Raw genomic sequence first — 25,881 nt, forward strand, 5'->3', positions numbered from 1 at the left:
GGCCAAAGACGAGAAATGACGATCAACCGCGGGAACTGGCTGCGCCACATCGACGATATTGCGACAAACCGCGTGGATTCCGACAAGCGGGAAGATTTGCGACGTTGCCTCATGGCGGGAGCTGTCGTTGACAGCGATCTAGACGCCGCTACTGCTCGCCATCGCTAACCATACTTCGCCAACAACGTAGCCATTTCGCCCTTAGTGGGCGCCTTCGGCTTTTCTTCCGCCCCGTTCGCCTCGTTTCGACCGTGGATAGCCTGAAAGAACTCAGTGAGCGTGGCGTCCCAGAAATCCTGATGACGCCACTGCAGGCCGCCAAGTCCTAGACGCATCCAATCGCGCCACGGAAACGGGTCTTCTTTGCGCTTTATGCCGCCTGGACGACGGCTTCCACGTTTCCCTCGTCACCATCATCGAAATGATGGGCCAGAGCCGCTGAAAACGCCGCTGCGCACGCTGGGAAGTGCTTCAATCTCAAACGGTCGATAGCCGCGAGACGATCGCCGGCCACTGTCATAAGCTCGATGCCGGCCAGCGTTGCGGCCGCCTCGACGCCGGACAGGCGCACGAACAGATCCTGGAAGCTTTTGCACTCCAGCCGCGTCGATACCGCGGACAGCCCACCCATTGTGGCGGCAATGACCAGCGGAACGTCGCCGATCCATAGGGGGATCTCCCCGCGTGCGCCATTGGCGGCAAGCGGGAAGGGTTTTTCTGCCTTGGGTGTTGCAGTTTCAGCCACGGGCTTTTTCTCCTCTTTAGCCATCGGTTATGCCTCCGCCGTGAAGGAGAGCTCGCCAGCTGCCTCAAAGGTGCCGTTGAACTGCAGGTCGTCTTCCATGCCGCCATCGAACGTGAAATTCGTAGCGAAATACGGGCCCTCGAACGTACCGAGACCGGGAACGACCACCTGCGCGTTGAACACGGTCGTATTGATGACCTTGCCCATGAACGCCTTCATAGCGGCGCTGGACACGAACGTACCGGAACCGGAGAAGGTGCGGCTTGAAATGCCGGGACGGCCAGTTTTTTGCACCGGGCCGCCGGGGTTGGTGCAACTAGGCTTCGTGGTGTCGACCGTGTTGGCCGAAAGGTCGAAGCTACGATCCTTCAGGCCGCAGAGATTGGTAAATACTTCCGGCGTCGCTCCGTCGCCGAGTTTGATGAGCAAAAGCCTACCGAGCTGTTCGCCGTCTGCCATAGTCTCTCCTTCGCCGGACGAGCCGGACGTTCTTCAGTTCGATTTTGAGGAATGCCCGGTCCTAGGACAGCGGCTTGTGTACTTTCGCACGCAGTTCAATGACGGCGTGGCTGGTCAGCCCGTCGGGGTCGCGGAAACTCCGCGTCCCTTGGTGCATGATGAATACGAGGTGCCACGACGCCAGCACCAACGGCGCCATATGCAGCGATCCAGAGACCGCAGACGCGATCTCCTTCACTGCCGGAAAGCCGACTTTGCGCGACCACGCATGCATTGTCAGGTAGACGTCGCCACCCTCGATGCACGTCGCATCGTCGCGGATGAATTGCGTCTCACCGAGCGTGACATAGCCAAGCTTTGGTTTGTCCCACCGACCATCAGGAGGCTGGTCATAGACCCCGTTGACGAGGTTCATCAGCTCCGTGTCGGCCTTCAGACGCGGCACAATGGCGTCCTGCAGTTCCAGTTCGGGACTCATTTCTTCATGGCCTCCCGAACACCTTTATTCACCGCCGCGCGGATGCGCTTCATGATCTTTGGACGCATCGCCCTATAGGTGGAGAAGATGTGTGGCTGTGCCGCGGTGCCGGGGTGCTGCGTTCCGCCGCCTTCGCGGTGGGTCGCTTGCCCCAAGACCGTGCCTCCGCCCTTGGCGGTGTTGTGCGGCGCGGTGCCAAATTCCAAGAAACGCCAAATGTATTCAGCGAACAGCCCGACTGCGGTCGGATCTTTGGCCGCAGCCTTGCTCACACGCTCCTGCTGCGGGCGGTTGGCGAGCTCGTCGGCCTCGATGCTCTCCATGTATTCCAGCGTCGCCCCCGTAGGAGCGCGGTGGCGGATCGCCTCAGCCAGTTCATCCCCGGCCTTCCGTTTCGCTTCGGTGGCGTACTTCGCCACGTTGGGAGCCACTTCTGTCAGGCGGCGAAACAGCGCGTCCTTGCCGATTGTCGTGGCTTTCAGCGCCATGTCCTACCCCGCGTTATGTCGCCACGCCATCGTCGACCATCATATCGAGCCAGGCGTTCGTCTGGTCTGGATCGGAGACTGATCGGATGTTGAGCTCGCGCCTCGAATTGCGGGCGTCTATGGCCCTCCAGGAAGGCGTCACCTCCCGACTTGCTGTGTGACTGCGAACGCGAACGATATACGGCTGCACGCCCGTCAGACGGGCCGCCAGCACGGGCTCTCCGCCCCTGAGCGGGATGAGCTCGGCAAAGTCGGTGAACTTGGTCTCCCAGTCTCCGGACTGTTCGTTACCGCGTCCATCATCGACCAGCGGCCGAACCTGAAAGTGCAGCTTGACGCGCAAGGCGCCGCTATTCGGCTTCTTTGCCATCCGCCACCTTCTTTGTCCGTACCGCTTTGCCGGCCGCAACCGCCTCATCAGCGCAGGTGCGCGTGACGTTCAGGTGCATGCCGGCCTTATACGCGATGGTGAAAGCCGGCTGCACCCAGTAGTAGTCGGCGGTAAATTTCACCCACATAGCTACAGCGTCACGCCCGGATCCTGGATATCAACGGCCAACACACTCGCCGACTTGGCGATGCCGATCAAAATCGGGTCCATGCCGCTCGCCAGGTCAGCAACCGGACAAATGCCGCCGGCCGTTCCGGACAGATAGTAGGCCGTGCCCGCAGTGATCGTCGCGCCGATTGTGATGTCGCCGCTCTTGTGGAGCGCAACCGGCTGGTTGAGGCTGGCGCCATTCAACGCAATGCCGTGCACCGTGCGCGTGCCCGTGCCGTTGTTGTCCGAGAGCATCCACTTGTTCGTGGTCGCGTCGAGGAACACAGCCTTACCAGCCGCGATCGTCTCGCCTGACGTGCCGTGATCGCGCGTGGAATTCGTGCCCGCGACCACACTGGCCGCGGTGATTGTCAGGTCTGCCATGGGGTCTCCTGCGGCCTATCGCCGGTAATTTGTCAAAAGAGCGTCGAACGCCGTCCATTCTGGCGTTTCCGCGTTCTCGCGATTTAGGTAGGCTTCAGCGATCCAGAGCAGCATAGCATGTCGTATGGACGCTGGCAGAGTTTCGTATCCGGCTATCGCTGTCACGGTAATGCGTGAACCTGGGCGTGTCGCTGGCCAACTCTGACCGTACGCAGGAACGACAGACGCCTCGAGCCCATCGGCTCGCAAGTCATACGCCGCATCTGGCACAGTCTGGTCAGTACCGTCCGTCGCAACATACTCGATATCCACGTCGCTCACCGGAGCAATGGGAAGCCGCGCCATGTCGCAAAAACTGTCGCATTTGACTTCAACGGCCTGCTGCGCCAGAGGCGTGCCGCAACAGCGCTCGACATAGTCGCGCGCTGCGGAAATGAACCCCAACAGCAGCGCGTCATCGTCATCGTGTAGAACGTTGCACTGGCGCTTTGCTTCGGCGACTGAAACCGGGTCATTCCCCGGCGTTGTCACCTTCGGTGGGTACCACATCCCTGCCCCGCTTTCCGCGCCTCTCTGGCGCTGACGCTTTGACCGCGCGCTCAATCGGCTGCTCGACAACGGGAATGGCAAAGCCGGCGTCAATCAAACGCCCGGCTTCGTCATCGGGGAAATGAAACTCATCACCGGGGTCGAGTGTGTAAAATGGGCCCGAGATACCCACCAACATCTTGATCAGCATCAGCCGGCGCTCAGCGTCAGTACGCCACTGTTGCTCCAGAGCGCGCCAGCAACGTTCGGGTTCGCGGTCGGAAGACCAGTAACAATCACGCGGCTGTTGGCGTCTACCGTGAAAATGGCGTTGCCAACCTTCAGGGAGCCGCCGGGCGCGATCGTCTGGCGGTTGCCGCCCTGTTCGGTGTAAACTTTCGTCGTGTAGCTCATCGCCACCTCCAAAGTGAAAGGCGGGCCGGAGCCCGCCAATTGTTGTTAGGCCTGGATGAGGTGCTTGACAGCCGCGGTGTCGCCGAGCTCGCCGTCGAAGTAGATCAAGCCGGCGACGCCGAGGTCGGGCCAGAAGCGCTCGCGCAGGACGCCGATGAGCGGCGAGCCAACCTTGCGGACAAAATACTTGCCGAAGTCGCCGAACAGCATCGTCTTGTTGCCCGTGGTGATGTTCGCCATGGCCTGGTTGATGCTGTAGTTGTAGCCTAGGAGAACATTCGGCACACCGGTCTGAACGCTACCCATCGTCCAGATGTAGCGGCCCTCACCATCCTTGAGCTTGCGGATAGCCGCCAGCGTCAGGTCGTTGAACATGAAGCGAACCTTCGGCGACTGGCGATAGGCCGGGTCGACGGAATGGATCAGGTCGATGATTTCGTCATAGGTGATGGCGCCAGTCGCCACCGCGGTCTTGCCGAGCGAAGATGCGGTCACGACACCGTTCGGATCGCCAGTGCCGTCGCCTACCGTCAGCTCCTGGTTGGCAATGCGGCCAAGGCGCTCGCCGAGAAGCTGACCAAGCAGCGATTCCATGTTGAAGATGGAGTCGCGTGCAAGCTCCAGCGAGAACTTCACGAACTCGGTGTCATAGCCGTAGGAATCCAGCGACTTCTGACCGAACGTGACGTCCTTGCCGCCGTCGTCCGTAAGAGCAGTGCCTTCGGTGTGCTTCTCGGCGGTAACAGCTGTGTCATCAACCGTCGGAACCTTGATCGGGTTGCCGCTGGCAGTGTTGAGCGTGGTGCAGATGTCCTCGTCATACATCGGACCCCAAGCCTTCATGGACTTGATGATCTGATTCGAGAGCTCGGTCGGGACGGTGAAGCCGCCCGCGGTCGTGGTACCGACCGTCTGCATGCGCTTTTCCTTGTCGGCCTCGACATGGCCGGCGCGAAGAATCTTGCGCTCTTCCGGCTCAAGCTCACCAAGATCAGCGCCACTGGCAATGAACTTGTAGAATACCTCGCGGTATTCAAGCTTGGCCGCTTCTTCCTGGCCGCGCGTTTCGATGTCTTCGCCCTTCGGGCGCTTCTTGGCCCGCTCTTCTTCCTGCCGGACAGCGAAACGCGCCTCGACTTCGGCCATCTTCTGCTCACGCTCGATCGTGCGCTCGAGCTTGTCAAAGTCGGCCATGATCGTGTCGTGGCGGGCCTCGAGTTCGGCCGAGCGGGCCTCGTCGGTGTTCTTCTTGATTTCGTCGAGAGCCTCGCGAGCCTGCGTCATAAGGCGGCCGCGCTTCTCCTGCAGTTCCGTAACGGACATACTGGTCTCCAGTCTTCGATTTTAGGGGGAAATGGCAGGACGTCTGGTCCGGCCCTCCGGCAGTGCCGGGTGACTACGAGGCGTCCTGCCTGTCGCCTAGCGACTGGATGCCTCGAAATTTTTGCTCCATAGTCGCGCGCTTCTCTGCGATGCGACGTTCAGCGGCATTTCTGTTTTCAACTCGCCGCTGTTCGGCTGTTTTTTCTTCTTCTGCCTCCGCCCGAAATGCATCGAGCGACCGCTTGCCCAGAGTGGTGTCCTCGTAGGCCGGGATAGGCGTAGCTGTGACTTCGTAGAGTTCAGCCTCTAGAACGGTGCGTTGCGGCATGTCACCGGTATCGTCCCATTCCTGCTTTGTGGCGCGGAACCCGAAAGACATGCCGCTGATGTCGCCGCGGTCGACGAGTTCCCACAGGTCATTCCCGTCAGTCGTGTTTGGCACATCGATTTCGACCTTCAGGCCGCGCTCGTCCTCTACCAGACGAAGAGTTTTGCTCTTAGTCCGTCCGAGTACGCGGCCTGAGTCGTGATTGACGAGCGCCAAAACGTCTCCGCGGATCGCCTTGGTAAAGGCTCCCGGCGCAATACGCTCAACGAAATAGTCGCCGATCGTCGTGTCGCTGTTCCAAACGACCGCATACCCCGTCAGGGTACGTTTGTCGCTGTCAGCACGAACTTCGACGCCAAGCGTACCGCCGCGTTTCTCAATGTCTTTGATCATGCGGCTTCCGCCTCACCCTCGTTGCCGTCTACCGGCGTATTGTCATTGGCAGAGGCCGGCACTTCGCCGGCCATATCAACAGGAACCGTCGCCTGCTGGATGAGCAACTTCTCGCCACCCGGAAGCGGCGGTCGGTTGTCGAGCTCGCGAGCCTCATTCGGGGTCAGCTGCGCGGTCATGATCGCGCGGGCGTTGCCCTCCATGCGGGTCTTGTAGTCACCGCGAAGCAGGCCATCCAGATTGTGTTCGACATACCTGCTGCGTGCGGTACGACCGAATAGCTTCAGGTTCATCTCACCCTCAAGAGCCTCAGCCCACTGGCCGATGAGGTGCTTCACAAGGTGCAGATCCTGCTGCTCTGCATTGCTGAATGTCGCCTTCGACAAGTCCTGCAGAAACACCGGGGGCATCTGCCAAGCCCGCGCGATCTCTTCCACTTGAAAGCGTCGCGCCTCGACCATCTGACCCTTGGCTGGGTCCAGCCCCACCGGATTCAACTTGTAGCCAGGCGGAATCGGAAAGACGGACTCGCCGGCGCCCTTGGCGCCGTCGATCGCACGCTTGATATCGGCCTTGGCGCGGTTCATCGCGTCGCCGTTTGCCGGCAGTGGGCCTTCCAGCACCAGCGGAGGAACGCCCCCGCCAGCAAAGAAGTTTGATCCGTAGTCGTTCATGGCCAGCGCAAGCTGGATGGCTTTCGAGGCCTGCGCGATCGGCCCGTAATGCTTCAGTCCATCCGCCTTCAACATGAACGGGACGTCGATAACGTCCGCAGCAGAATATTCGATGCCATCGCAGGTGTAGAACACCTTACCGGCGCGTCGCGAGATCGTAGTCTTGCCCGGATCCAGCGGCCAGATAGCATCAACGCCCTGCGGCGTGCGCTCAATCCATGCTAGACCGCGTCCGCCCGTGAATACTTGAGACCAAAACCAGTGCCAGAACTTGAATCGGTCCTGCGCTGGATTAGGCGCATCATGCACCACCGTTGCCAGCATGCCACTGATACGCTCCGAGCCCGTCTTGGTCTTGCGATAGGCGTGCAGCGGCAGAGCCGCCAGCGTGCGCGACAGAAAGTTCACGGCCGCCCACACCGCGGGCACCGTGAGTGCGTTATCGATCGTCACCGCCGGAAGGTTCGCCGACTGCACGCCGAAGAATGCCAAGAAGTTCTCGGCGCTCACTGGAACCGTGGGATTTTCGATAGTTGTGCGCGTTTCCGCCGGTTCTTTGGCTTTTGGGCGGCCTAGGCCAAACTTCCAGTCCATTATGCCGCCTTACTGAGTTGGAATTCCGGGTCATCCCAAGGGGATGCCGTGTCTGCCGAGCCCTCATAAGTGCCGGCAACCGAAGTCGCCATCGCAAGCGCCACCGCGCCGTCGATACGGCCGCGTGACTTCTGCTTATCGAGCTTGCGGTTGCCGGACGGGTCCGGCTTCACCGTGGCATTCATCATGCACATGGTCAGGACAGGATGAGCGCCATGGACGATCTTCCGGTTTAGGATCAGGCTTTCGAGATCGCGAAGAGCCGGCGACATGGATTGAAAACCCTGCCCCATCGGCTCGAACACTGCATCATCGCCGTCAAGCTGCTCCTCGGTGAAGCCAACCTTCTGCAGCCACGGCTTGAAGTGCCGCCAGTTCCAGCGGTCGAAGGCGATTTTCCTGATATCCAGCGTATCGAACAGTTCGCGAAGGTGATGCGCGACGAACTCATAGTCGACGGTAGGACCGTCAGGTGCCTCAAGGAACCGGACACCATCCTCGTTCGGGGTATGCCAGACATCATAAGGCACGCGGTCGGCCTTGGCCTTCTCGCGAAGATTGTCGCCAGGCAGCCAGAACGTCGGCTTCACATGCCAGATGGTTCCCGTGTCTGCTTCCCTCGGTGCCATGAGCACCAAGGCAGTGAGGTCGGACACTTCCGAAAGGTCGAGGCCGCCGAAGACGGGAAGCCCTTTGAAATCATCAACAGGGCCGTCGCAAGCCCTCCAAACAGCAGGCGAGACGAATGGCGCGGACGCATCTATGCGCTGATTCAGGAAAAGCCAGCGGAAACTGGCTTCCTTCGTCGGCATGCGCTGCGCAAGCAGCGAAAAGTCCTCGACGTCTTTGATCGATCGGAAAAGACCAAGCGCCGGATTTGCTGCAGCCCATCCAGTTCGGTCGTCGAGTTCGCAGTCCTTTGGTGCCGTATAAATGTGGCTGACAATGCGCGGATCCTTTGAGGTTTCCGCATCGTCTATCCATCGGGAAAAAAGATCGTTGTCTGTCGCAGCCTGCGTCGAGATCGCGAAGAGCATCGCGCGCCCTTCATAGGCGCCCTGCGATGTCTCGATCGCCTCGACGAAGTCATCCGTCGGACCCTTGATCTGACCTACTTCATCAAGGATAGCCAGAATCGGCGAGCCGCCGTGTGCGCTCTTCGCTTCAGCGGAGCTTGCCTGGTACTCGACATTCTTGGCGTATCCCAAGATCGTCTTGCTGGACGGCGTAACATGCGCCAGCTTTTTGAGCTCTGGCGACATGTAGATCATTTTCGAGGCGTAGTTGAACACCTCGGCAGCCTGTTTGCGGGAGCGAGCGCCGGAAATGATGCGCCCGTTCTGATATGCCTCTGGACCGACAATGTGCGCCAGCAGCAGACAGGCTATAAGGCCGGTCTTGCCGTTCTTACGAGCGATAGACAGGTAGGCACGCGATGTCCCCGCCGGATTGTCATATACAGCCAGAATGAACTTGCGCTGGAATTCCAGCAGTTTTACCGGCTTGCCGAGCAGCGTCCCTTCTGGGACCAGACAGTACCGCTCGATGAACGCGATAACGCGCTCGCCGCGGGTCATCGGCTTCTTTGCCATGCAATTCCCTAACCGGGTCGCGCCAGCAAATCGTCATCCAGCGGATTGTCGCCCTCGATGCCCTTGGCCGCGTCTCGACGCTTCGCAACGTCCCTCGCCTCGCCCGCTTGCGCACGCGCGTGAAGCGACAACGATCGACGGAAAGACAAGATGGAACTGGCGTGCATCTGCACGATTGATTTGCGCGGGTTGGCGACCGGCGTCCCTTTTTCAGTGCGCGCCACGCCGCCCTCATCGCGCAGCAATTTCTGCTCGCGCGTCAGGTCTGCCATCGTCCTGGCCAGCATCGCCGCGAGCTCCAGCTGGTGCGAAGACCACTCCGAGCGCGCGTATTCCGCTATGACATTTCGGAAAAATGGGATGTCTTCTTGATCGAGCGGCACATTGGCCGGCTGCTTGATTTCCGCAACCGCTTTGGCCATCACGCGGACAGCTTCGGCAGCGCTATCGATACGCGCCTTCCGCTTCGCCATGGCTTCACCTCATAGAAATTTCTGTATTAGCACTAACGCTGAACCCCGACGCCGGTACCCATTCGGACGGGTCCAGACATCGACCCACCCCCTCCGGGGCAACCAACCATTATATCACAACCGAATCCGTCAGTCAAGCACAAAATGCAAAATAATATCGTTTTTTTTCAATGACATTTCGACTTTTCTTTGCCTGTTTCATGAGCAAATTCCAATAGACCATTGATATTACCCAATCTCGATCGGATACCCATCAACCCCGATCACAACAGCCTTGCTGCCGCGCTCAATGCGCTGTTTGTGCCCATTGTGGCATGGAGCGCATAGCGATTGCAGGTTGGATGGGTCATAGAACAGCTCCAGATCGCCCTTGTGAGGCTTCCGATGGTCAACAACCTCGGCTGCCGTCACCTCTTCAGAGATCAGGCAGAACTCGCATAGCGGTTGGACGGCCAACTGGTGCGCTCGTAGGCGTCTCCATGCGGCGCGCTGGTACAGGTGGTGCCATTCGCTCTTGTTGGCCATGACACCTCGATATGGTCAGTGTGGCAGGGCTCGAACCTGCGACCCCGTGAGCCCAAGTCACGTGCGCTACCAGGCTGCGCTACACACTGGTGATGGAGCCGACAGCCGGACTTTTACCAGCCACATCCTGCCTACAAGGCAGGCGCTCTACCTGATGAGCTATGTCGGCGTAGATGGGCGCCAGTTGGAAAACCAACCGCAACGACAGATGGTACTTTACGCGATTAGATTGCGTGATACCGTGTCAACTCACATTAGGGAGGATCAAAAATGAGAAATGGTCTCTATCGCGTTCACTTCACAACGCCGCTCGGAATGGGTGCGGGTGTGGTCCATGCCGTCGATGGCGAGATGTGGGGTGGCGACGCCGGCATTTATTACAGGGGCACCTATAGCGTCGCAGGAGACACGCTGAAAGCCACCGTCACAACAGGGCGCCATACCAATCTCGGCAACATAGTCTCTGTTTTTGGAAAGGACCAGGTTACGATCAACATCGTTGGGCAGATCCAAGGCGACAGCGTAAAGGCAAAAGGTTCGTCGCCCGAGGCTCCCGGCCTAAGCTTTGGCGCCGACCTTGCCTTCGTCTGCGACTGAGTGCTTGGGCGGTTGAGAGTTTACGGGCGGTTCTGGCGTCACGCCCTTCCTCTTCCGATGGGTCCTGCGGACGGAAAGCTCTTGGTAGGACATCGTGTTTCTCCGCGCATTGAAAACAAAAGCGGCGACCTCAACCCGTAGGGAGGCCGCCTAGTCGTAGTCGCATGTGATCGCAACTGGGCCAAGGCAATACCAACGCCCGATGATGCGGCCATCATCCTCGACGGCGTCACAAGCACCCAGGCGCCACTCTGCTGGCCAGATGCTGAAAGCGATACCCCACATTGGCAATACCCTTGAAAACTTGAGCAATCTTGATTTATTCTACCAGCGGTTGGCGCTGGCAGGACCTATCTGAACTCGTATGGGGAAAGGGCATTTCGCCCTAGAGCGGTGGAATCCATCCACCTAAGATAGGAGAAGCAATCATGAAAGCGTTTGCGTCAAAGTTGGTGAATGTTCGAGCTTACGTTCGTATGCGGTTCGGTCGTCTGGAATACGTCTGTGCGCATATGAGGTCGTGGCCTCGACAACTTTCCTTCGACTTCTAATCCCAGCGTCATAACCTGGGCAGCTGGCGCCAACCGCCAATCATAAGAAACAAAAGCGCCTGCTCGACCCAGCATGGCCGGGGAGCAGGCGCACGATCACCCATGCAGCGAGAGGAGGCGCGCAAGGGCAATGGGAAATTGGCAGCCACCGCAGGACCAAGACCGGTCAACGAGGCGATGTAGCGGGCCAGGCCCTAGAACTGCCAATGAGGTGCATCCAGCCACTGCACGTCTGCAGCGCCCTCCTGTTACTTCAGGACGTTGGGCATATGACCAAGAGTGCCACGGTACGAAACCCGGTGCGAAACCAGCCACAGAGGACCAGGATGCTCATGAGGAACGAAGATGGACACACGCGCAAGTCAACGTGCATCGATAGCGGCGTCCGCGCTTGCACTGCGGCTGATAGCCCATAGCGGCAACCATCACTGGTCCGCGGCATCTTCGTTGGCGATGGCTGGTTTACAACGCCAGCACCGCTTGTAGTTAGGCCCGACTCATCTCTGGCCGAGCCTCCGTCGCAAACATAGGCGCGCCCGGAAAGGTGTGGGGCGCGCAACGTAGTTGCGACAGCCCTTCACCTCTTAGGGGTGGTGAGGTGCGAAAAACTTCCCTCAACCTTCTGCGGCGTATTTAGCAAGTCCCATCGCTGCCTCGAAATTGTCGTTCGCGGCAACAAGTAAGCGGCGACCTGCGTCTATCGCGTGTCGCCCCTTGAAACCACGCGCAGCGCCAAGTTCACCGAGACTCTTCGCCGTCATCGCTTCGGTGAGTACTCGCACGTGCTCATCCGCCATCGCATCGAGCCCACGCTGGAATTGGTCGCGGTTTTCCTTCGCGGTGTAAATGTCCTGCCACGCTTGTGATCGGCTCTCGCCATTTTTTCCTTTTCTCCCCCCGATGAAAAGCTGGCGGAGGTTGGCTGGGCTGGCCGGGAAGCCGTCAGGATATCGCTTGATCTCTGGCAGGACCGGGGTGTTGGCGAAGGCTTCCGCCAGCATTCTCTTCGATTCTTCGTTTGAGAAAACGAGACGTTCACCTTTCTTGGGCCGCAGCTTTGGGGTTGTAGCAACCCTGCCGGGGACCATCCATCGATAGTGCGCGTTGGTTGATGAGACCTCTGCCTCCGCCCCCTTGTCGCGGGTAGCCTTCTCTCTGCAACCGAGCAGAGCGCCGACCGGCATCTCGATGTCGGTTTCGATGACCTTGTCCATGGAGAGCTTGTGGCCGCGTTCTGTCTGCGTCCCATCGCTGAAGCGCAACTTCCCGATACGAACGATCACGCGGTGGGGCTTGCCTTCGTCATCGATGTGGGTGCCGAACTCAACCTCCCCGTCGGCGGGTATCGCTTCTATTTCCCTGCTGGCTCGGCGCCCCTCATGTCGGCCACCTGCGAACATCATCGGCGCCGCGCGATACACCATCCTGACCTTGGCCATTGCAGCTTCGATCGCGTCGATTGACGGCACATATTCGACCGCTACCTCTGTGCCGAAGCCGTCCTCGGGCGGTTGGTTGTCATTGGCGGGTGCCAGTCGCCAATTGGTTGACACGACGGGCAGAGGCTGGGCCTGTCCCTCCTCCGCGATCCCGGCTGGACGGTTTCGCATGGCGAGCAGCGCTGAAAGCTCAGAGAGATCGCGATGTCTCGGCTTCTCGGCCTTCAGCTTTCGCCCGAAAATGTCGCTGTCGTTTTTTGGTGCCGTTGCCCGCCAAGCTTCAACTTCTGCGCGGTGTTCTTCGGTAGTGCGTGCGGTCATCGTATTCTCCTCGCGTAGAATTTTGCCAGCGCGGCGTCGCCCTTCGGCGATGGAACTAAGAAAAACTCCCCGTCACCGCCGTGCCTCCACATAAACATCCGACGAGCGGACAGAATTAATTCCGTCCTGTCGTTAATTCCTTGATGCACCGAGGCATCGTGCCGCCGCAAATACTCCGCCTGGACGCGGGTTAGTCGTAGTTCCTTCGCTGGCCATTTCATTGCAGCAGACCCTTCAACGGAGGTAACGGCATTTCGTCGATTTCGACGCTAGTTTGCGTAGGCACACCCGGCCCGTCTTCGAAGAGAGCGGCGATACCATTCCGGACGCGCTCGCCGTACGCTTGGAGCGCTTTCTCCGCGTCTTCCGTCGTGATGCTGCTCTGCCGAAGAGGAACCAAGAGGTTGTCGTGACACGCCTCGAAGCCGCGGCGAAAGGCGTCATCTGCGACAAACCGGAGTGCGTCGCGTGCAGCTTCCGCGATCGACACGTCAGGATCCAGTTCCGGACCCGTTGCCAGCATTTGATCGAAGGCGCGGAGATAGCGGGCGGTGTCTGTCTCGTTTTCGATGTGAGGGATGTTCCAAAGATGGTGCTCGAAGTTCTCGACGGCCATCTATTCCTCCTCAGTTTACCGGCGACGCAGCCACCCACTCGGTGCCCCGACGTTGGTAGGTCGTATCGTCCCGTCCGCCGGCAATGGTCGCGATGGTTTTTACCAAGGGATCGATGCGAGAGAAGAATGCGATCGTGCCGGCCATGTCGCAGCAGTTCATTTCACCCATGGCAAGCGTGCCGGTTCGGGACGCGAAGTCATATGCGAGGCCATGAACGGTGCACTGGAGTTCTGGGTGGTAGCTAGGTTGGTTCATGTTGGCCCTCCTCAATCCGGTGAAAGACGGGGTGAAATCTCGCGCACGCGAATAGACACCCCTCAAAGACATGCTGGAATCGATCTCGGGGGTATACCCCACTGTATGCTGCACCCCTCCTTTCACTATCTATATGTAATAACTATATTTTCTTACGTTTAAGAGGGGGGGGTAAAGAGGGGGGTAAAGGCCGGTCCAAGAGGGGGTGCAAAAATTCATATCCTCTTGCAAAATCCGAGATCTGCACCCCGGCTTTAGCCCCGGCTTTGGCACCCCCTTTCGCCCCCTCACTCGAGCGGTATGACCTCGGCGCCTGCAGGCAGGCTTTCCCAATCCCAGAACCGCATTTTCGTCTGACCGCTAGGGGAGAGCAGTTTCGCGAAGTGGACGCTGCCAGACTGCCGCAGCATCGCGAGGATATCGTCGAGGCGGCGACCGTCCAGGGAGCCGCGAAGCGCCTTGAGGATGCCCTTCAGAGTTATCCCCTCCCCCTGCTTCCGAGCGATGACCTGCCGGACGCGCAGATACTCCGCGGCCTTCTCGTTGTCTGCGATATGTTGCTCGGCGCCGCGGAGAATGACGTGCAGCGAATGCTCGGCCACCATGTTTGCCCATTCCTGGACATCCTGGGTGATGACCGGCTCCTTGGGATCGACGCCAACGGCGACGATCATTGCAAGCCGCGCGGCGTTCTCGCCCACGCGGTTCAAGATTGGCCGGTACTCGGGATTGACGCTGCGCTTCATGCCACGAATGCGATCGTCGAATTCTTCGAAGAGATCATCAACTCCGGGCGCCCACTCAACCGTCATGATGGGATACGGCTTCTCATCGGACTTAGCGGTTAGAGCGCAAAAGGAGCCGGTGTATTTCCCCGCTGATAGTCCGAGCAACGTTGCCACCTGATCCGACAGAGCGGATGGGATGTCCTCCACCGAGTTCGGCGGGCGCCGCACCTTCACGGGTTCCGTATCGCCCACATCGACGAGCACGAGGCGACCGAGGAGGCCCTCGCTAATGTTCCCAGAGGATAGGGCATTCCAAAATGTTGAAGGCGTGGAGACGCCGTGGATCGTAAGGCATGGTGAAACGATGCGCGGAATATTTCCGCCCGCCTTCTCCATGCCGCCCCAAAAGCCAGCAGGTGCGCCCGTTAATTCCATGAGTGCGGCTGTGATCTCCGCGCGGTGGGAGGCAACGTTCCGGCCAGTGTGTTCCGCCAACCAGCGGCCGAACTCGTCCTGGATCACGACAGCGGACGGCGACTTTCGGAGCTTGCCAGCAAGGCCCGGCAGGCTTCGGATCTGATCCGCGAATAGCATCTCGCTGACCTTGGCGCCCCACGAGGTGCTGTCGGCGAGAGCCGCTGTGGCCCGAATCGTGATGTCTTTGCCGAAGCCAGATTCCGCTAGGCCGACCACGTACAGATTGCTCCGAAGCCCGGTTGGCCCCTTGTAGCGGCGGCCAACAAGGCCCGCGGTGAACGCGAGGGAGGCTACCAGCGAGAGGTGGGCCGATGGAAATCGCGAGCACCCCGCGATGAAGCGGGCGAAGTCTCCGACTGCGCCCGGCGGGTAGCAAAGAGCCTCGGGCAGACCGCCGTCGGAGGGTGCGGGTGTGGTCGCAAGGTCCAACTCTTCATCATCGTTAGCGGCAACCGGCGCTCCACGTAGCGAGCCCAGGGTCATCCGAATGCCGAGATCCTGCCGCTGCCAGCCGAAGTCGGAGGGATCGCGGCCAAGGCGTTCGCAGAGCCAAAACGCCGCATCTCTTGGGCTGCTTGCGCCGCCCCACTTCCGGACAATACTGATCGGGGTTTCCGTTTCCTCCGTTCCGAAGTCGCGGACGCCATCTGCGTGGATCGAGATGTCTTCCTGAAGTCCGCGACCAAGGTCCGCAGAGGACACCCGCCACGCGCCTGTGCCGGGCTCCTGCTTCGCGCTCGGGAAGACGTCGCCAACCCAGTGATCGGGCTCGGCAAGCGCGGCGGAATTGACGCGCCGCCAGAACGTTTCTCGGGCTATGGTCGCTTGTGCCCTCAGGGCTGGCGCGCGGGTCGGAGTGCCGGCCGCGGCGAGGATATCTTCGGCATCCAACAAAAAAGCGTCCAGATCAGCGGCACCGATTTCTGGGAGGTCAGCAAAGCGGATGGAAAGAAGGTCACCGCCGGACCATACGTACGTCTGTTGGATGTCGGGATGGATGCCGAATGCGACAAACTGTTGTCCCGCGCCCAGCACCTCCACCTGGCATTTTTGCCCATCCACGAGGTATTCGCCCGTCTTCCTCTTCTGTCGGGGTGTCTCGCTCCTAAAGACGAACAGCGTTTTCGGCGCCATACCTGTTCGGCACGGAGCAAGGCCAGCGTCCGGAAGCTCCAGCAGCCGGTCGACCAGTTTATCGCAGGTAGCGGGGTCGAGCGCGTCAATGTCGACCGCCACCACATGGCCGGTTAACACGCCGGTATTTTGATGGTCAGCATGACCCCGCTCCCACGCGTCGATGGCCGCGGGAGTCGGATGGAGGGTCGACCAACCGGAAATCCGAGGCCGCTTGCCGTCGACGGGAATCGGTTGATAGCCATTGGCGAGGAGACGTAGGCGAATTTCAGTGGGCGTAAGTTCAGGCTGATCGGCGGTGCTGTTCTGCGGCAAAGTGGCCCCCATCAAATGCTTCGGACGCTGCTGCTGTGATTTTCTCGGCCATGTCGCGTCGGAAGGTAGCTACATGCTGGCCGCCAAGGTTCGGTGCGACTGTTCGCCTGCTCCCGTCGGGAAGTTCGCGCAGGAAAAGACCGAATAGGCGGATACCGTCGACATCCACGACGAAGTGCGCAATCGTCCGAGCGCCGCTCACTGACGGCGGCCTTTCGACCGCCGTCAGTGACTGGATGACCGGTTCAGGCATCAGGCGGCCAACGCGTGTGTGAGGGGGCCGAAGTCCCGCGCCGTCTCCCCGCCATCTCGGGTCGAAAAATATCGACCGACGAGCTCGCGGTCATCGTCAATACGGTCACGAATGCCGCACGCTTTGAGTAGAGCCTGGAAGCGTACCGACGGTCGATCGACGGAGCCCATGATAAAGTGGAACGAGCACTCCTCACGATAGCCGGCGCCGACTGGAACGGCTTGCACGGTGAAGCGAACCATATCGTCCGTTTCTTCCTTGAAGCGGACGGCCGCAATGCGCCAGCCCACCCAACCGCGGACCTTCGCCATACGAGCGGACGCGGCGCGCTCCAAACGGGCGACGTCTGCCGCCGGTTCAATGATGCAGAAAGCGAGCGCGTCGACGAGTGACGGGCCATTTAGATTCTGAGATTTGAGCAAAACTCCTCCTCCCAGCGATGATGCCGGTTCAATTTGATTGTGCTGGTGATTGTTGGTGTGCGCTAAGCGACGCTCAGTTCATTAACTGCATTGCCCAGAAAATCGTCAAGGAGATTAAGCGGCAGCCCGCGCCACCCTCGCCGCGATTCGTTCATCAAGGAATTTGTCGACCTCCGCTCGCACGAAAACGATGCGGCCCTCGGTTAAGGGTACAGCAAGGGGAAACCTCCCGCCCGCGCGCAGTTTGTTGACCATGGCTCGGCTCAGGGAGGTGATCTCGCAGACCTCCGCCATGGTGATTAAACGAGGAAGGTTCTGATTGGCGTGCTCCATTATCGTCCTCCATTGTTTCGGATGACTATAATGTAGTAATATGCCGGCACTCTCGTAATGCGATTAAATCTAATTTAATCGCGGTTGGCTTCGTCCGCCGCTGCTTTCGCGTCGTTGTACTCAGTCACGGCCTTACGAATGTGCGTTTCCGAGTATCCAAATTTCTTTGCCAGAGCGACGAGGGTATCCTCGTACGTTTCCCCGACGGAGCGCATAGAGTGGAATCCCTCGCCAATCTCAAACCAATGCCGAGTATGTGCGGCTCGCCTTCCCCTCTTCCGCTTCGGTGGTTTGATTAGAGAAGCCGCCAACCTTTGGACAATTGCGTCCGCCTTGCCGGCATTAAGTAGCGCGCATATTGCCGTCTTGGCGTCCTCGGTCCGCCCTTCCGACAATGCCGCCTCGATCGGCAGCGCTTGCAAGCTAAAGCCGTCAGGTAGCCGTGCCATGTTTGCCCTCCAAGAAAGCGGCCCAATCGTCCATCAATTTCCGGCGCTTTGCCAGCGCGTCTCCGCGGCGATACGCACGCTCTACCGAATCGCCAACGGAATGCGCCAGCGCAGCCTCGGCCACCTCCCTTTGATGCCCGGTTTCTTCGGCGGCCCAATCACGGAATGCGCTTCGAAAACCATGCACGGTAAAAGCCGACGCACCCACGTCGTCGAGAACGTTCGCCAGCGCTACGTCGGACAGCGGCCTCTTCAGCTTTTTACCTGGAAAAACCAAATCGTTTATCGCGTTCTCCCGCATCTCTTCCACAATCTGCAGGGCACGCGCGCAAAGAGGGACGCGATGCTCGCGCGGCTCCTTCATTCGTTCCTTCGGCACGGTCCACACCGCTTTCCCAATGTCGAATTCAGCGATCGGCGCTCCGCGCGTCTCCCCGCTCCTTGCGGCAGTCAAAATAGTGAATTCCAGTGCTCGCGCGACAACACCAGGAACCGCGCGGAGCTTCTTCATGAAGGCAGGAAGCTCGGAGTACGGAATTGCGGCATGGTGCCCCCGTATCAGTTTTTTGGGCCTAGGAAGTATCTGATCTAAATGGCCAGCCCATGCCGCCGGATTGTCTCCGCTTCGGAGACCCCTCGCCTTCGCGTGGTCGAGCACCAATTTAATCCGCTCGCGGGTTTTAGTCGCAGTCTCGGGTTTTGATCCCCATAGGGGCGTCAGCACTCGAACAACCGCGTCAGTGTCGACGTCGGCTACAGGGATCTTTCTCAGCCCTTTAGCGTATGTCGCCGCAAATCGCTCCCACGCCGGCAAGGTCTGCTTTCCACGCCACTTAGGCGACATTGTCTTGATGTATTCGTCGGCCAGCGCTCCGAACAGGACCGGTTTCACGTTCCTCTGCCGCTCTTCCATCTCGGCAAACGGGTCACCGCCCCGCCCAAGGATCGTCCTTATCTCGTCGGCCTTCTGCCGGGCAGCAGCGAGAGACACCTGCCCGGTCCCGCTACCGAACGGTCCGAGTCCCATCTCTCGCCGTCGGCCGTGCCGCACGAAGATGAAAACCCAGTTACGGTTTCCACTTTTGGATGTGTGGAGCCATAGCCCATCGCCGTCGCGGAGCTTAGGCTTCGCAGCGGCCTTAATCTCAGCCACCGTCAGCAGATTCCTCGCCACTCTAATCCTAACCTCACTCCTAATATGCCGGGTGCGCTACATATGTATGCGGGTAGACGCCGATCACTCGTATATATAATGAAATTAGGAGCAAAGCCCAAGTGGGTGACGAGAAAAGACAGGAGTTTCAGCAACTTACATCCGGCCCGGGGAGCCAAATTCCAAGCTAAGCGCCTGTTGCCGTCGAGAAATCCGGTAACAGGCGTTTTCCTTTCCACACTTCCTCCCGCTTGTGAAATCCGCTTCGTCCGATGCCGGAGCCGACCCTCGATGCGGTTTCGCCAAGTCGCCTATGGCGACAGGCTCTGCCTGTTGCTGTGGTGGCTCGCCGAGAAGCCGGCATTGCTGCACCGAAGAGCCTGCCTCCAGGCCGGCAGCCACAAACGTCCGGCGGCTCGACGGCACGAAGCATCGGTAAAGCCAGCAAGAACTCACTTGCCAAGATCGAACCGCGCCATATTTACTGCATCGAGCCTCGACAGGAGGCCAGCGACAAAAGGATTGGCAATGGGAATCTTCAGCTCCATCAAAGAAAAGCTATTAGGCAAGGCGGCAGAACCGGCCGCGGTTGAAACTGCATCGACGAGGACCATCGTGGCCAGCGATGTGAAGCCAGCGACCGCAGACGTGGCGGCAACGCCGAGCCTGGACAAGGAGGTCGGCGCAACACCGGCAGGGGCCAACGCGGAACAGGTACGCCAGACCGCTCCCGTCGACGTTGCGGCCATTCTCGATGAAGCAGTCAAGAAGAACGGCCAGAAACTCGACTGGCGCCGCTCTATCGTCGATCTGCTCAAGGCGCTTGGTCTCGACGCAAGCCTTGCAGAGCGCAAGGAACTCGCTGACGAGCTGGGCTACACTGGCGACAAAAGCGATTCCGCCACCATGAATATTTGGCTGCACAAGGCGCTGTTGAAGGCCCTGGCCGAGAACGGCGGCAAGGTACCTGCCGAACTGCTCGACTGACACGCAAAGCCCTCGCTCATTGAAGATCGCCGCTCGCCTGTCAGGGCGAGCGGTTTGCCGGCGCTCCGCAGCGGATGGCGCGGCGCCGACTTGCGGTGTGTTCCAATAGAAGGCTGCTCTCACCGGAGCCCGTCTGGAGTTGCAAGAACCATCCGGAAACACCCGGCTAGGCCTCCTCCCTCTCCGTGGCACCGGAACAAATGCGGCGCTGCCTCATTGCCCTTCCGCCATTTGGCAATGAGGAGATCCCAATGAAAACGCTATCCGATATTTTCGAGCATACGCTTCAGGACATCTACTACGCTGAAAACGCCATCACCAAGGCGTTGCCGAAGGTTGCCCAAGCAGCCAGAAGTGCTGAGCTGAAGAAGGCCGCAGAGGAGCACCTCGCGGAAACGAAAGAGCAGATAAAAAAACTCGAGCAGGTCTTCAAGTCGATCGGCAAGAAGGCATCGGGCGAAAAGTGCGATGCCATCGAGGGCCTGATCAAGGAAGCTGGTGGCCTCATGAAAGAGGCCGAAGGCACGGCGCTCGACGCCGGCCTGCTCGCCGCCTGCCAGGCCATAGAACACTACGAGATCGCACGGTACGGCTCGCTCCGCGAGTGGGCCAAGGATCTTGGTCATGACGAGGCACACAAGCTTCTCAGCGAGATCCTCGACCAGGAGAAGGCCACCAACAACAAGCTGACGAACCTTGCTGTGACGTCGGTCAACAAGGTATCGGCCGCGAAGAAAGCGGCCTAGCTCCTGCGAAGTGATCCGAACGACAAGCCGGCCGGTCTCTGGCCGGCTTTTCTTTACCAACGTGATGTGGCGGACAGAGCATGAGACCGTGATGGCGCCTTGACAAAATGCGCCAATGAGAACATATAGGGAACGTACACGGAGGTTACAGATGCAGAACGATCCCGTCGCGAAGGCCCTCGCTGAGGTCGCCGCCAGCCGTGCCTGGCGCGAAAAGCGGGCAGAGCAGCGTGCGAAGCTCCTTGAAAAGGTCCAGGCCTCCAGCCGACCTCTCTACATACTCAAGAGCAAAAAGCAGCTGCAGCTGCACCTTCAATGAAACCGCAACTGCAAAACAAGGCGGACACCGAAGCCTTTGAGGTGCTCGCCCTTCATGATTGGGACGCGCTGGAGGCGATCCGCACACTCCTCGCCGAGCGTGACGCTGTGGAAGAGCGCTTGCGTATCGCGGTGATCGCAATGGGCCGCGGCTCTTCCAGAGGCTGGAAGCCTTAGTTGAAGGGCAACGGTGCCATTCGCAGAGCGTAGATTCACATTTGACGATTCAGCCAGCCCCATCAGCCAGGGGCTGTCTTGCAGCTGAGGCAAATCAGGGTTTGACCACGACCTGTATTTGATTGCCGGAATAGCCCATCGTAAAGTCGTGCTCGACGCTTGACGCGAAGACATCACTTTCTCCCGGTCCCCATAGCGCGATCTGTAGGGGCTGGCCGAAAAGACGAGCGGAGGCGCGGTACGTGCCAAAGGGGATTCCGGTAATGGCGAGGCCCTCGCCTGTCGAACGCACGGTCTTCACATAGACGGCGCCCGTCTCGGTGTTCACAAGCGTCACCTCGGTCGCGCTGAGATCCGTGTAGTCCATGATAGCGTTGTTCACGACGAAGATCCCGGCATTCCCGTAGGGCATGTCGTCAGAGCTTTCGACGATGCCCGTCGTAAAGTTTCGGACCGTGTCGCTGATCCCCGCAAAGGTAGAGGGATCACGAGCGACGGCATCGATGTTTGTTTCCCGGCCACCATTCACAACACGCTGGTAGGCATGGGCGGAATATTCGCCCGGCGGCAAATGAGCGGTGTCGATAAGATAACGACCATCGCCACCCGTCACCGTTTCGACCTTGATGCTTTCACCATGGCCCATGAGTTGGTCGGCGTTAAACGTCTGATACACGACCTCGACATGCACGCCACCGAGCGGCTTGCCTTGATCGTCCACGACGATGCCGCTGACCGAGCCTGCGAAGGCGTATGATGGTCCCAAAAGACAGGCTGCAAGAACAAGCCCGGTTCGCTTCAGATACATAACTCTCTCACTGGATTTTCTCGGCAAGCAGGTTCGACGGTCGCCACCTCGCCGGGCAAGCCAGGCTCTCAGCCCTGGCTGCTTCATGTCCCTCAGCATGGACTGTCGAGCCAACCGCGCCTCGCGCATTCGTCCATCGCCGCACTCATGGCTTTGGTGCGCGACGCAAACGGTCCCATCAGCATGATGACGTCTCCATCGAACATGATGGCGACCGTTCTGGTGGGCACGTCGAAAATTATCTGTGGTCGTGGCGGCATGTGGCACCGTCCTCCATCGTTCCGATCCTGCGATGACCGTCAGCTACACGTCCTCACCGCGCAGGAGGTGTGACCTCGGTGACAGGGAGGAAGACCGGAATGTGCTCGGAACGAGAGAGATCGACACCGTGAAGGATGTCGTTTGCAAGGCGCGCTAGACGATCCGGCCGGCTCTGAGGCGCGGCTTGCCTTGCGGGGTTTCTCATGAGCTTGGACGCGGCGTGAACTGCCGTAGCTGTCGTAGCCTGTGTGGGCGGGGAAACAGGCCCCATAAGCTACTGAGGTCTGAAATGGCGAGGCGACGGTTCAGTCGCCGTATCGACGCGCACCGACGAATTCAAGCGGGAGGCGACCAAAGCCCCCGACCGGATTGCCGCGCACGTTTCTATCAACGCGAGAGGCACAGACTATCGCAACAAAGGCGCCCCGAAGGGCTACCGATGAAAATCTTCATTGCCCGAACGGCTCACGCCCCGTGCCGCGGCGGAAGCTTTGTGTTCATCTGCAGTTCGTGACGAGTGGCGAAGCGGCCGAAGAGGAGGAGCAGCTTGCGCTCCTGCGCCTTGTCGAGCCCGTTCTTGCGGCAATGTTCCACCACATCGTGAATGGGACGGATCTGGCGGGGAATGAAATGGCGATTGTCGATATGGTGGGTCATGGATCTCCTCCGTAAGAACAGAGAAGAAATGCGCCGGACGAAACCTTGTTCCCCCGGCGCATGGACTTTTCAGGGAACAAGCCCCGCGCCCATCTGGCCGGCCATGCGGACGGCACCGTAGTCGCGGTCATACGCATTGCGCCGGAAGGTCTTGCTGCGCTCGCGCGGGCGCGCGGAAGGGTCGGACAGCGGCGTGCCGATCATCCCGTCGGCAAAGGTGCCGGTTGCGACATCGTCTTCATTTTCGGTCGACTTCGTCTGAAACAATCCGAAAAACATCTTGGTATCTCCAGTTTGCGCCCAAACGGACAGACAGGGAATTCCGTTCCCATTCCCCGCCGGATAGACGCAAAATTAACCATGCTTGCTAACAACTCGTTAAAGCCCCGTCATTTTTCGACCGCGCGACTGCATCCTTGTGATCCGACTTCCAAAGATTCACGTCTTGGCGTTGAGGAGCAATGGCGTTAGCCTACCCTCACGTCGGGTTGGCAAAGGGACAATCGATGACGATTGAATTGATTTCAGAAAAGGCATTTTCCGAAGGCGTGCATCTGACGCCGGACAATATTGCGGAGCGGACCCGGGGCTTGCCCTTCAAGGCGCAGCTTGTTCTGCGTGGTCTGATCAAGCTCGAAGCCGGCACGCTGGCCATGACGATCCCCGGCGGGCGGACATTCGTGATATCCGGCAAAGTGCCCGGTCCGCATGCGACCGTCACGCTTCACAACTGGAAACTCGTGCACCGCGCGATCGGGGGCGGCGCGATCGGCGTTGCGGAAAGCTACATGGACGGCGACTGGGAAAGCCCGGATGCCGGCGCCTTCATGGAGCTCATCCTCGTCAACACCGATGTGGTGCGCCACTATTCGAACGGCCCGCGCGGTCTCTTCCTGCTGGTGGAGAAATTTCGCCACTGGCTGAACGCCAACACGCGGCGTGGATCGCAGCGCAATATCTCCGCCCATTACGACCTCGGCAACGCCTTCTATTCGCAATGGCTGGACCCGACGATGACCTATTCCTCCGCGCTCTATTCCAACGGCGCGAACGACCTCACCTCCGCCCAGCTTGCAAAGTACCGGGCGCTCGCGGAGGCGACAGGCATCGGCCCGCACGACCATGTGCTGGAGATCGGCTGCGGCTGGGGCGGTTTTGCGGAGTTTGCGGCAAGCGAGATCGGCTGCAAGGTCACGGGCCTCACGATCAGCCGCGAGCAACTCGCCTTCGCCCGCGAGCGCATTTCGAAGGCCGGGCTTGCCGACCGGGTGGAACTGAAATTCCAGGACTACCGCGACGAGACCGGCACCTATGACCGCATTGTCTCCATAGAAATGTTCGAGGCGGTCGGTGAAAAATACTGGCCGGATTATTTTTCCAAGCTCAACGAATGCCTGAAGCCCGGCGGACGGGCGGGCCTGCAGATCATCACCATTCTACAGGAGGCCTTCGAGGACTACCGGGCGAACCCGGATTTCATCCAGAAATACGTCTTTCCCGGCGGCATGCTGCCGACCCGCGAGCATCTTGCCGCGCTCGGCCGCCAGTTTGGCCTCTCCATGGCCTCGGACATGGGGTTTGGGCCGGACTATGCCCGCACGCTCGCGGAATGGCGCCATCGCTTCTGGGCGGCCTGGGAGCGCATCGTGCCGCTCGGCTTCGACGAGCGCTTCCGAAAGCTCTGGGAGTTCTATTTCTATTATTGCGAGGCGGGCTTTCGGGCGCGCAATATCGACGTGCGCCAGGTCGTTTACACGCGACCCGCCGGCTAACACCCGCAGCGATGGAAAAAATCCCTCTTGAAGCCTTTCTGCGGGGAACACGATTTCTTGCAAAGTGCTGCTCGCCGGCCGAAAAGACGGTTCCAAATCTAGGCACATAACGCGAGGCTCGTCTCCCATGTCCATTCTTCCGTCCGTTCTGGATGCAATCGGCAACACGCCGCTGATCCGCCTCAAGGGCGCCTCGGCGGCGACGGGCTGCGAAATCCTCGGCAAGGCGGAGTTCCTGAACCCCGGCCAGTCGGTGAAGGACCGTGCGGCGCTGTCGATCATCCGCAAGGCGGAAGCGGCCGGGCAACTGCGGCCGGGCGGCGTCATCGTCGAGGGCACGGCCGGCAATACGGGCATCGGTCTTGCGCTCGTCGCCAAGGCGCTCGGCTATCGCGCTATCATCGTGATCCCGGAAACCCAGAGCCAGGAAAAGAAGGATGCCATCCGCGGCCTCGGCGCCGAACTCGTCGAGGTGCCGGCCGTTCCCTACAAGAACCCGAACAACTACGTGAAGCTTTCCGGTCGCCTTGCCGAGCAGCTCGCGAGGACGGAACCGAACGGTGCCATCTGGGCCAACCAGTTCGACAACGTCGCCAACCGCGATGCCCATATCGAAACCACGGCACCTGAAATCTGGCGCGATACGAACGGCAAGGTGGACGGTTTTGTCTCGGCTGTCGGCTCGGGCGGCACGCTGGCGGGTGTTGCTGCCGGCCTTCGCGCGAAAAACCCTGCGATCAAGATCGCGCTTGCGGATCCGGATGGCGCGGCACTCTACAGCTACTACTCCAATGGGGAATTGAAGTCGTCGGGCAGCTCGATCACGGAAGGCATCGGCCAGGGCCGCATCACGGCGAACCTCGAAGGCTTTACGCCTGACTATTCCTACAACATCCCGGACACCGAGGCCGTTCCGCTGGTCTTCGATCTCATCGAGAACGAGGGAATCGCCGTCGGCGGCTCGTCGGCCATCAACATTGCGGGCGCGATCCGTCTTGCCAGGGATCTCGGCCCCGGCCACACGATCGTGACGATCCTCTGCGACTATGCTAACCGCTATCAGTCCAAACTCTTCAATCCGGACTTCCTCGATTCGAAGGGCCTGCCCGTTCCGGCATGGCTGAAGGCGAAATCGGCGATCAAGGTCCCCTATCAGCCAGTCGAATAGGTCT

Annotated in this window: 35 protein-coding genes and 2 tRNA genes; 7 read left to right on the top strand and 30 right to left on the bottom strand. The window is 59.8% G+C overall.

The window, feature by feature from the left end; genetic code table 11:
* Positions 1-164: 164 nt before the first annotated feature.
* The 19 genes from MUO32_RS05150 to MUO32_RS05240 form a co-directional block, all read right to left on the bottom strand.
* Complete coding sequence (locus tag MUO32_RS05150) at positions 165-374, bottom strand: phage tail assembly chaperone (protein WP_257948203.1); 210 nt, start codon at positions 372-374, stop codon at positions 165-167.
* A complete protein-coding gene (locus tag MUO32_RS05155; RefSeq protein WP_257947188.1) occupies positions 371-769 on the bottom strand; it encodes a hypothetical protein in 399 nt (132 codons plus the stop codon). The genes MUO32_RS05150 and MUO32_RS05155 overlap by 4 nt, the downstream gene beginning before the upstream one ends.
* Positions 770-772: 3 nt before the next feature.
* A complete protein-coding gene (locus MUO32_RS05160) occupies positions 773-1,204 on the bottom strand; it encodes a phage tail protein (RefSeq protein WP_257947189.1) in 432 nt (143 codons plus the stop codon).
* A gap of 61 nt (positions 1,205-1,265) precedes the next feature.
* Complete coding sequence (locus tag MUO32_RS05165; protein ID WP_257947190.1) at positions 1,266-1,682, bottom strand: DUF3168 domain-containing protein; 417 nt, start codon at positions 1,680-1,682, stop codon at positions 1,266-1,268.
* A complete protein-coding gene (locus tag MUO32_RS05170; RefSeq protein WP_257947191.1) occupies positions 1,679-2,170 on the bottom strand; it encodes an HK97 gp10 family phage protein in 492 nt (163 codons plus the stop codon). Before MUO32_RS05170 ends, MUO32_RS05165 begins: the two co-directional genes overlap by 4 nt.
* Before the next feature lie 13 nt (positions 2,171-2,183).
* On the bottom strand, positions 2,184-2,540 hold the full coding sequence (locus tag MUO32_RS05175; RefSeq protein ID WP_257947192.1) for a head-tail adaptor protein: 357 nt from the start codon (positions 2,538-2,540) through the stop codon (positions 2,184-2,186).
* The gene (locus tag MUO32_RS05180) at positions 2,521-2,682 is read right to left on the bottom strand and encodes a hypothetical protein (RefSeq protein ID WP_257948253.1); all 162 of its coding nucleotides are present in this window, start codon (positions 2,680-2,682) and stop codon (positions 2,521-2,523) included. Before MUO32_RS05180 ends, MUO32_RS05175 begins: the two co-directional genes overlap by 20 nt.
* Before the next feature lie 8 nt (positions 2,683-2,690).
* Positions 2,691-3,095, bottom strand: coding sequence for a hypothetical protein (locus MUO32_RS05185; protein ID WP_257947193.1), 405 nt, complete (start codon positions 3,093-3,095; stop codon positions 2,691-2,693).
* Between the two features lie 15 nt (positions 3,096-3,110).
* The gene (locus MUO32_RS05190) at positions 3,111-3,644 is read right to left on the bottom strand and encodes a head-tail connector protein (protein ID WP_257947194.1); all 534 of its coding nucleotides are present in this window, start codon (positions 3,642-3,644) and stop codon (positions 3,111-3,113) included.
* Positions 3,607-3,834: a hypothetical protein gene (locus MUO32_RS05195; RefSeq protein ID WP_257947195.1), complete on the bottom strand. Its 228-nt coding sequence runs from the start codon at positions 3,832-3,834 to the stop codon at positions 3,607-3,609. The genes MUO32_RS05190 and MUO32_RS05195 overlap by 38 nt, the downstream gene beginning before the upstream one ends.
* Entirely contained in the window at positions 3,834-4,037 is a 204-nt protein-coding gene (locus MUO32_RS05200; protein ID WP_257947196.1) for a hypothetical protein, read from the bottom strand. Before MUO32_RS05200 ends, MUO32_RS05195 begins: the two co-directional genes overlap by 1 nt.
* A gap of 45 nt (positions 4,038-4,082) precedes the next feature.
* The gene (locus tag MUO32_RS05205) at positions 4,083-5,360 is read right to left on the bottom strand and encodes a phage major capsid protein (RefSeq protein WP_257947197.1); all 1,278 of its coding nucleotides are present in this window, start codon (positions 5,358-5,360) and stop codon (positions 4,083-4,085) included.
* A gap of 73 nt (positions 5,361-5,433) precedes the next feature.
* On the bottom strand, positions 5,434-6,081 hold the full coding sequence (locus MUO32_RS05210; RefSeq protein WP_257947198.1) for an HK97 family phage prohead protease: 648 nt from the start codon (positions 6,079-6,081) through the stop codon (positions 5,434-5,436).
* Positions 6,078-7,349: a phage portal protein gene (locus MUO32_RS05215; protein WP_257947199.1), complete on the bottom strand. Its 1,272-nt coding sequence runs from the start codon at positions 7,347-7,349 to the stop codon at positions 6,078-6,080. Before MUO32_RS05215 ends, MUO32_RS05210 begins: the two co-directional genes overlap by 4 nt.
* Positions 7,349-8,941, bottom strand: coding sequence for a terminase large subunit (locus MUO32_RS05220; RefSeq protein WP_257947200.1), 1,593 nt, complete (start codon positions 8,939-8,941; stop codon positions 7,349-7,351). The genes MUO32_RS05215 and MUO32_RS05220 overlap by 1 nt, the downstream gene beginning before the upstream one ends.
* Before the next feature lie 8 nt (positions 8,942-8,949).
* Positions 8,950-9,414, bottom strand: coding sequence for a terminase small subunit (locus MUO32_RS05225; protein WP_257947201.1), 465 nt, complete (start codon positions 9,412-9,414; stop codon positions 8,950-8,952).
* A 228-nt stretch (positions 9,415-9,642) separates the two neighbouring features.
* Positions 9,643-9,939: an HNH endonuclease gene (locus tag MUO32_RS05230; RefSeq protein ID WP_257947202.1), complete on the bottom strand. Its 297-nt coding sequence runs from the start codon at positions 9,937-9,939 to the stop codon at positions 9,643-9,645.
* Between the two features lie 12 nt (positions 9,940-9,951).
* Positions 9,952-10,028: transfer RNA gene (locus tag MUO32_RS05235), tRNA-Pro, on the bottom strand.
* A gap of 4 nt (positions 10,029-10,032) precedes the next feature.
* Positions 10,033-10,108 (bottom strand) — tRNA-Thr (locus tag MUO32_RS05240).
* A gap of 101 nt (positions 10,109-10,209) precedes the next feature.
* Between MUO32_RS05240 and MUO32_RS05245 the strand changes: the two genes are divergently transcribed.
* A complete protein-coding gene (locus tag MUO32_RS05245) occupies positions 10,210-10,536 on the top strand; it encodes a GrlR family regulatory protein (protein WP_257947203.1) in 327 nt (108 codons plus the stop codon).
* 1,165 nt (positions 10,537-11,701) lie between these two features.
* On the opposite strand, the gene MUO32_RS05250 is transcribed toward MUO32_RS05245, so the two are convergent.
* From MUO32_RS05250 to MUO32_RS05285, 8 genes are all read right to left on the bottom strand, one after another.
* The gene (locus tag MUO32_RS05250; protein ID WP_257947204.1) at positions 11,702-12,847 is read right to left on the bottom strand and encodes a hypothetical protein; all 1,146 of its coding nucleotides are present in this window, start codon (positions 12,845-12,847) and stop codon (positions 11,702-11,704) included.
* A 217-nt stretch (positions 12,848-13,064) separates the two neighbouring features.
* Positions 13,065-13,463, bottom strand: a complete 399-nt coding sequence (locus tag MUO32_RS05255) for a hypothetical protein (protein WP_257947205.1) — start codon at positions 13,461-13,463, stop codon at positions 13,065-13,067.
* 10 nt (positions 13,464-13,473) lie between these two features.
* A complete protein-coding gene (locus MUO32_RS05260) occupies positions 13,474-13,719 on the bottom strand; it encodes a hypothetical protein (protein ID WP_257947206.1) in 246 nt (81 codons plus the stop codon).
* Between the two features lie 287 nt (positions 13,720-14,006).
* Complete coding sequence (locus MUO32_RS05265) at positions 14,007-16,373, bottom strand: bifunctional DNA primase/polymerase (RefSeq protein WP_257947207.1); 2,367 nt, start codon at positions 16,371-16,373, stop codon at positions 14,007-14,009.
* A gap of 252 nt (positions 16,374-16,625) precedes the next feature.
* Positions 16,626-17,048 carry a hypothetical protein gene (locus tag MUO32_RS05270; protein ID WP_257947208.1) on the bottom strand — a complete coding sequence of 141 codons (423 nt, stop codon included), beginning with the start codon at positions 17,046-17,048 and terminating at the stop codon, positions 16,626-16,628.
* A gap of 114 nt (positions 17,049-17,162) precedes the next feature.
* On the bottom strand, positions 17,163-17,381 hold the full coding sequence (locus tag MUO32_RS05275) for an AlpA family transcriptional regulator (protein ID WP_257947209.1): 219 nt from the start codon (positions 17,379-17,381) through the stop codon (positions 17,163-17,165).
* Between the two features lie 74 nt (positions 17,382-17,455).
* Complete coding sequence (locus MUO32_RS05280) at positions 17,456-17,830, bottom strand: hypothetical protein (protein WP_257947210.1); 375 nt, start codon at positions 17,828-17,830, stop codon at positions 17,456-17,458.
* Positions 17,814-19,004, bottom strand: a complete 1,191-nt coding sequence (locus MUO32_RS05285; protein WP_257947211.1) for a site-specific integrase — start codon at positions 19,002-19,004, stop codon at positions 17,814-17,816. The genes MUO32_RS05280 and MUO32_RS05285 overlap by 17 nt, the downstream gene beginning before the upstream one ends.
* 507 nt (positions 19,005-19,511) lie before the next feature.
* Here MUO32_RS05285 and MUO32_RS05290 point away from each other — a divergent pair.
* The 4 genes from MUO32_RS05290 to MUO32_RS05305 all read left to right on the top strand — a co-directional run bounded on the left by MUO32_RS05290 (position 19,512) and on the right by MUO32_RS05305 (position 21,211).
* Positions 19,512-19,970, top strand: a complete 459-nt coding sequence (locus tag MUO32_RS05290) for a DUF3597 domain-containing protein (RefSeq protein WP_257947212.1) — start codon at positions 19,512-19,514, stop codon at positions 19,968-19,970.
* Positions 19,971-20,221: 251 nt separating this feature from the next.
* On the top strand, positions 20,222-20,716 hold the full coding sequence (locus tag MUO32_RS05295; RefSeq protein ID WP_257947213.1) for a ferritin-like domain-containing protein: 495 nt from the start codon (positions 20,222-20,224) through the stop codon (positions 20,714-20,716).
* A 151-nt stretch (positions 20,717-20,867) separates the two neighbouring features.
* Positions 20,868-21,035, top strand: coding sequence for a hypothetical protein (locus tag MUO32_RS05300; protein ID WP_257947214.1), 168 nt, complete (start codon positions 20,868-20,870; stop codon positions 21,033-21,035).
* A complete protein-coding gene (locus MUO32_RS05305) occupies positions 21,032-21,211 on the top strand; it encodes a hypothetical protein (RefSeq protein WP_257947215.1) in 180 nt (59 codons plus the stop codon). Before MUO32_RS05300 ends, MUO32_RS05305 begins: the two co-directional genes overlap by 4 nt.
* A gap of 94 nt (positions 21,212-21,305) precedes the next feature.
* Here MUO32_RS05305 and MUO32_RS05310 read toward each other — a convergent pair whose 3' ends face one another.
* The 3 genes from MUO32_RS05310 to MUO32_RS05320 all read right to left on the bottom strand — a co-directional run bounded on the left by MUO32_RS05310 (position 21,306) and on the right by MUO32_RS05320 (position 23,216).
* Positions 21,306-22,019 (bottom strand): carboxypeptidase-like regulatory domain-containing protein, encoded by a 714-nt coding sequence (locus MUO32_RS05310; protein ID WP_257947216.1) that lies wholly within the window; start codon positions 22,017-22,019, stop codon positions 21,306-21,308.
* A 726-nt stretch (positions 22,020-22,745) separates the two neighbouring features.
* On the bottom strand, positions 22,746-22,937 hold the full coding sequence (locus MUO32_RS05315; RefSeq protein WP_257947217.1) for a hypothetical protein: 192 nt from the start codon (positions 22,935-22,937) through the stop codon (positions 22,746-22,748).
* A 69-nt stretch (positions 22,938-23,006) separates the two neighbouring features.
* Positions 23,007-23,216: a hypothetical protein gene (locus MUO32_RS05320; RefSeq protein ID WP_257947218.1), complete on the bottom strand. Its 210-nt coding sequence runs from the start codon at positions 23,214-23,216 to the stop codon at positions 23,007-23,009.
* A gap of 227 nt (positions 23,217-23,443) precedes the next feature.
* Here MUO32_RS05320 and MUO32_RS05325 point away from each other — a divergent pair, with 227 nt between their 5' ends.
* Positions 23,444-24,709, top strand: coding sequence for a cyclopropane-fatty-acyl-phospholipid synthase family protein (locus MUO32_RS05325; RefSeq protein ID WP_257947219.1), 1,266 nt, complete (start codon positions 23,444-23,446; stop codon positions 24,707-24,709).
* 127 nt (positions 24,710-24,836) lie between these two features.
* A complete protein-coding gene (locus tag MUO32_RS05330) occupies positions 24,837-25,877 on the top strand; it encodes a cysteine synthase A (protein WP_257947220.1) in 1,041 nt (346 codons plus the stop codon).
* The last annotated feature ends 4 nt before the right edge of the window (positions 25,878-25,881 follow it).

It is taken from the genome of Shinella sp. CPCC 101442 (assembly GCF_024704725.1).
In the GTDB taxonomy this organism is placed as follows: Bacteria; Pseudomonadota; Alphaproteobacteria; order Rhizobiales; family Rhizobiaceae; genus Shinella.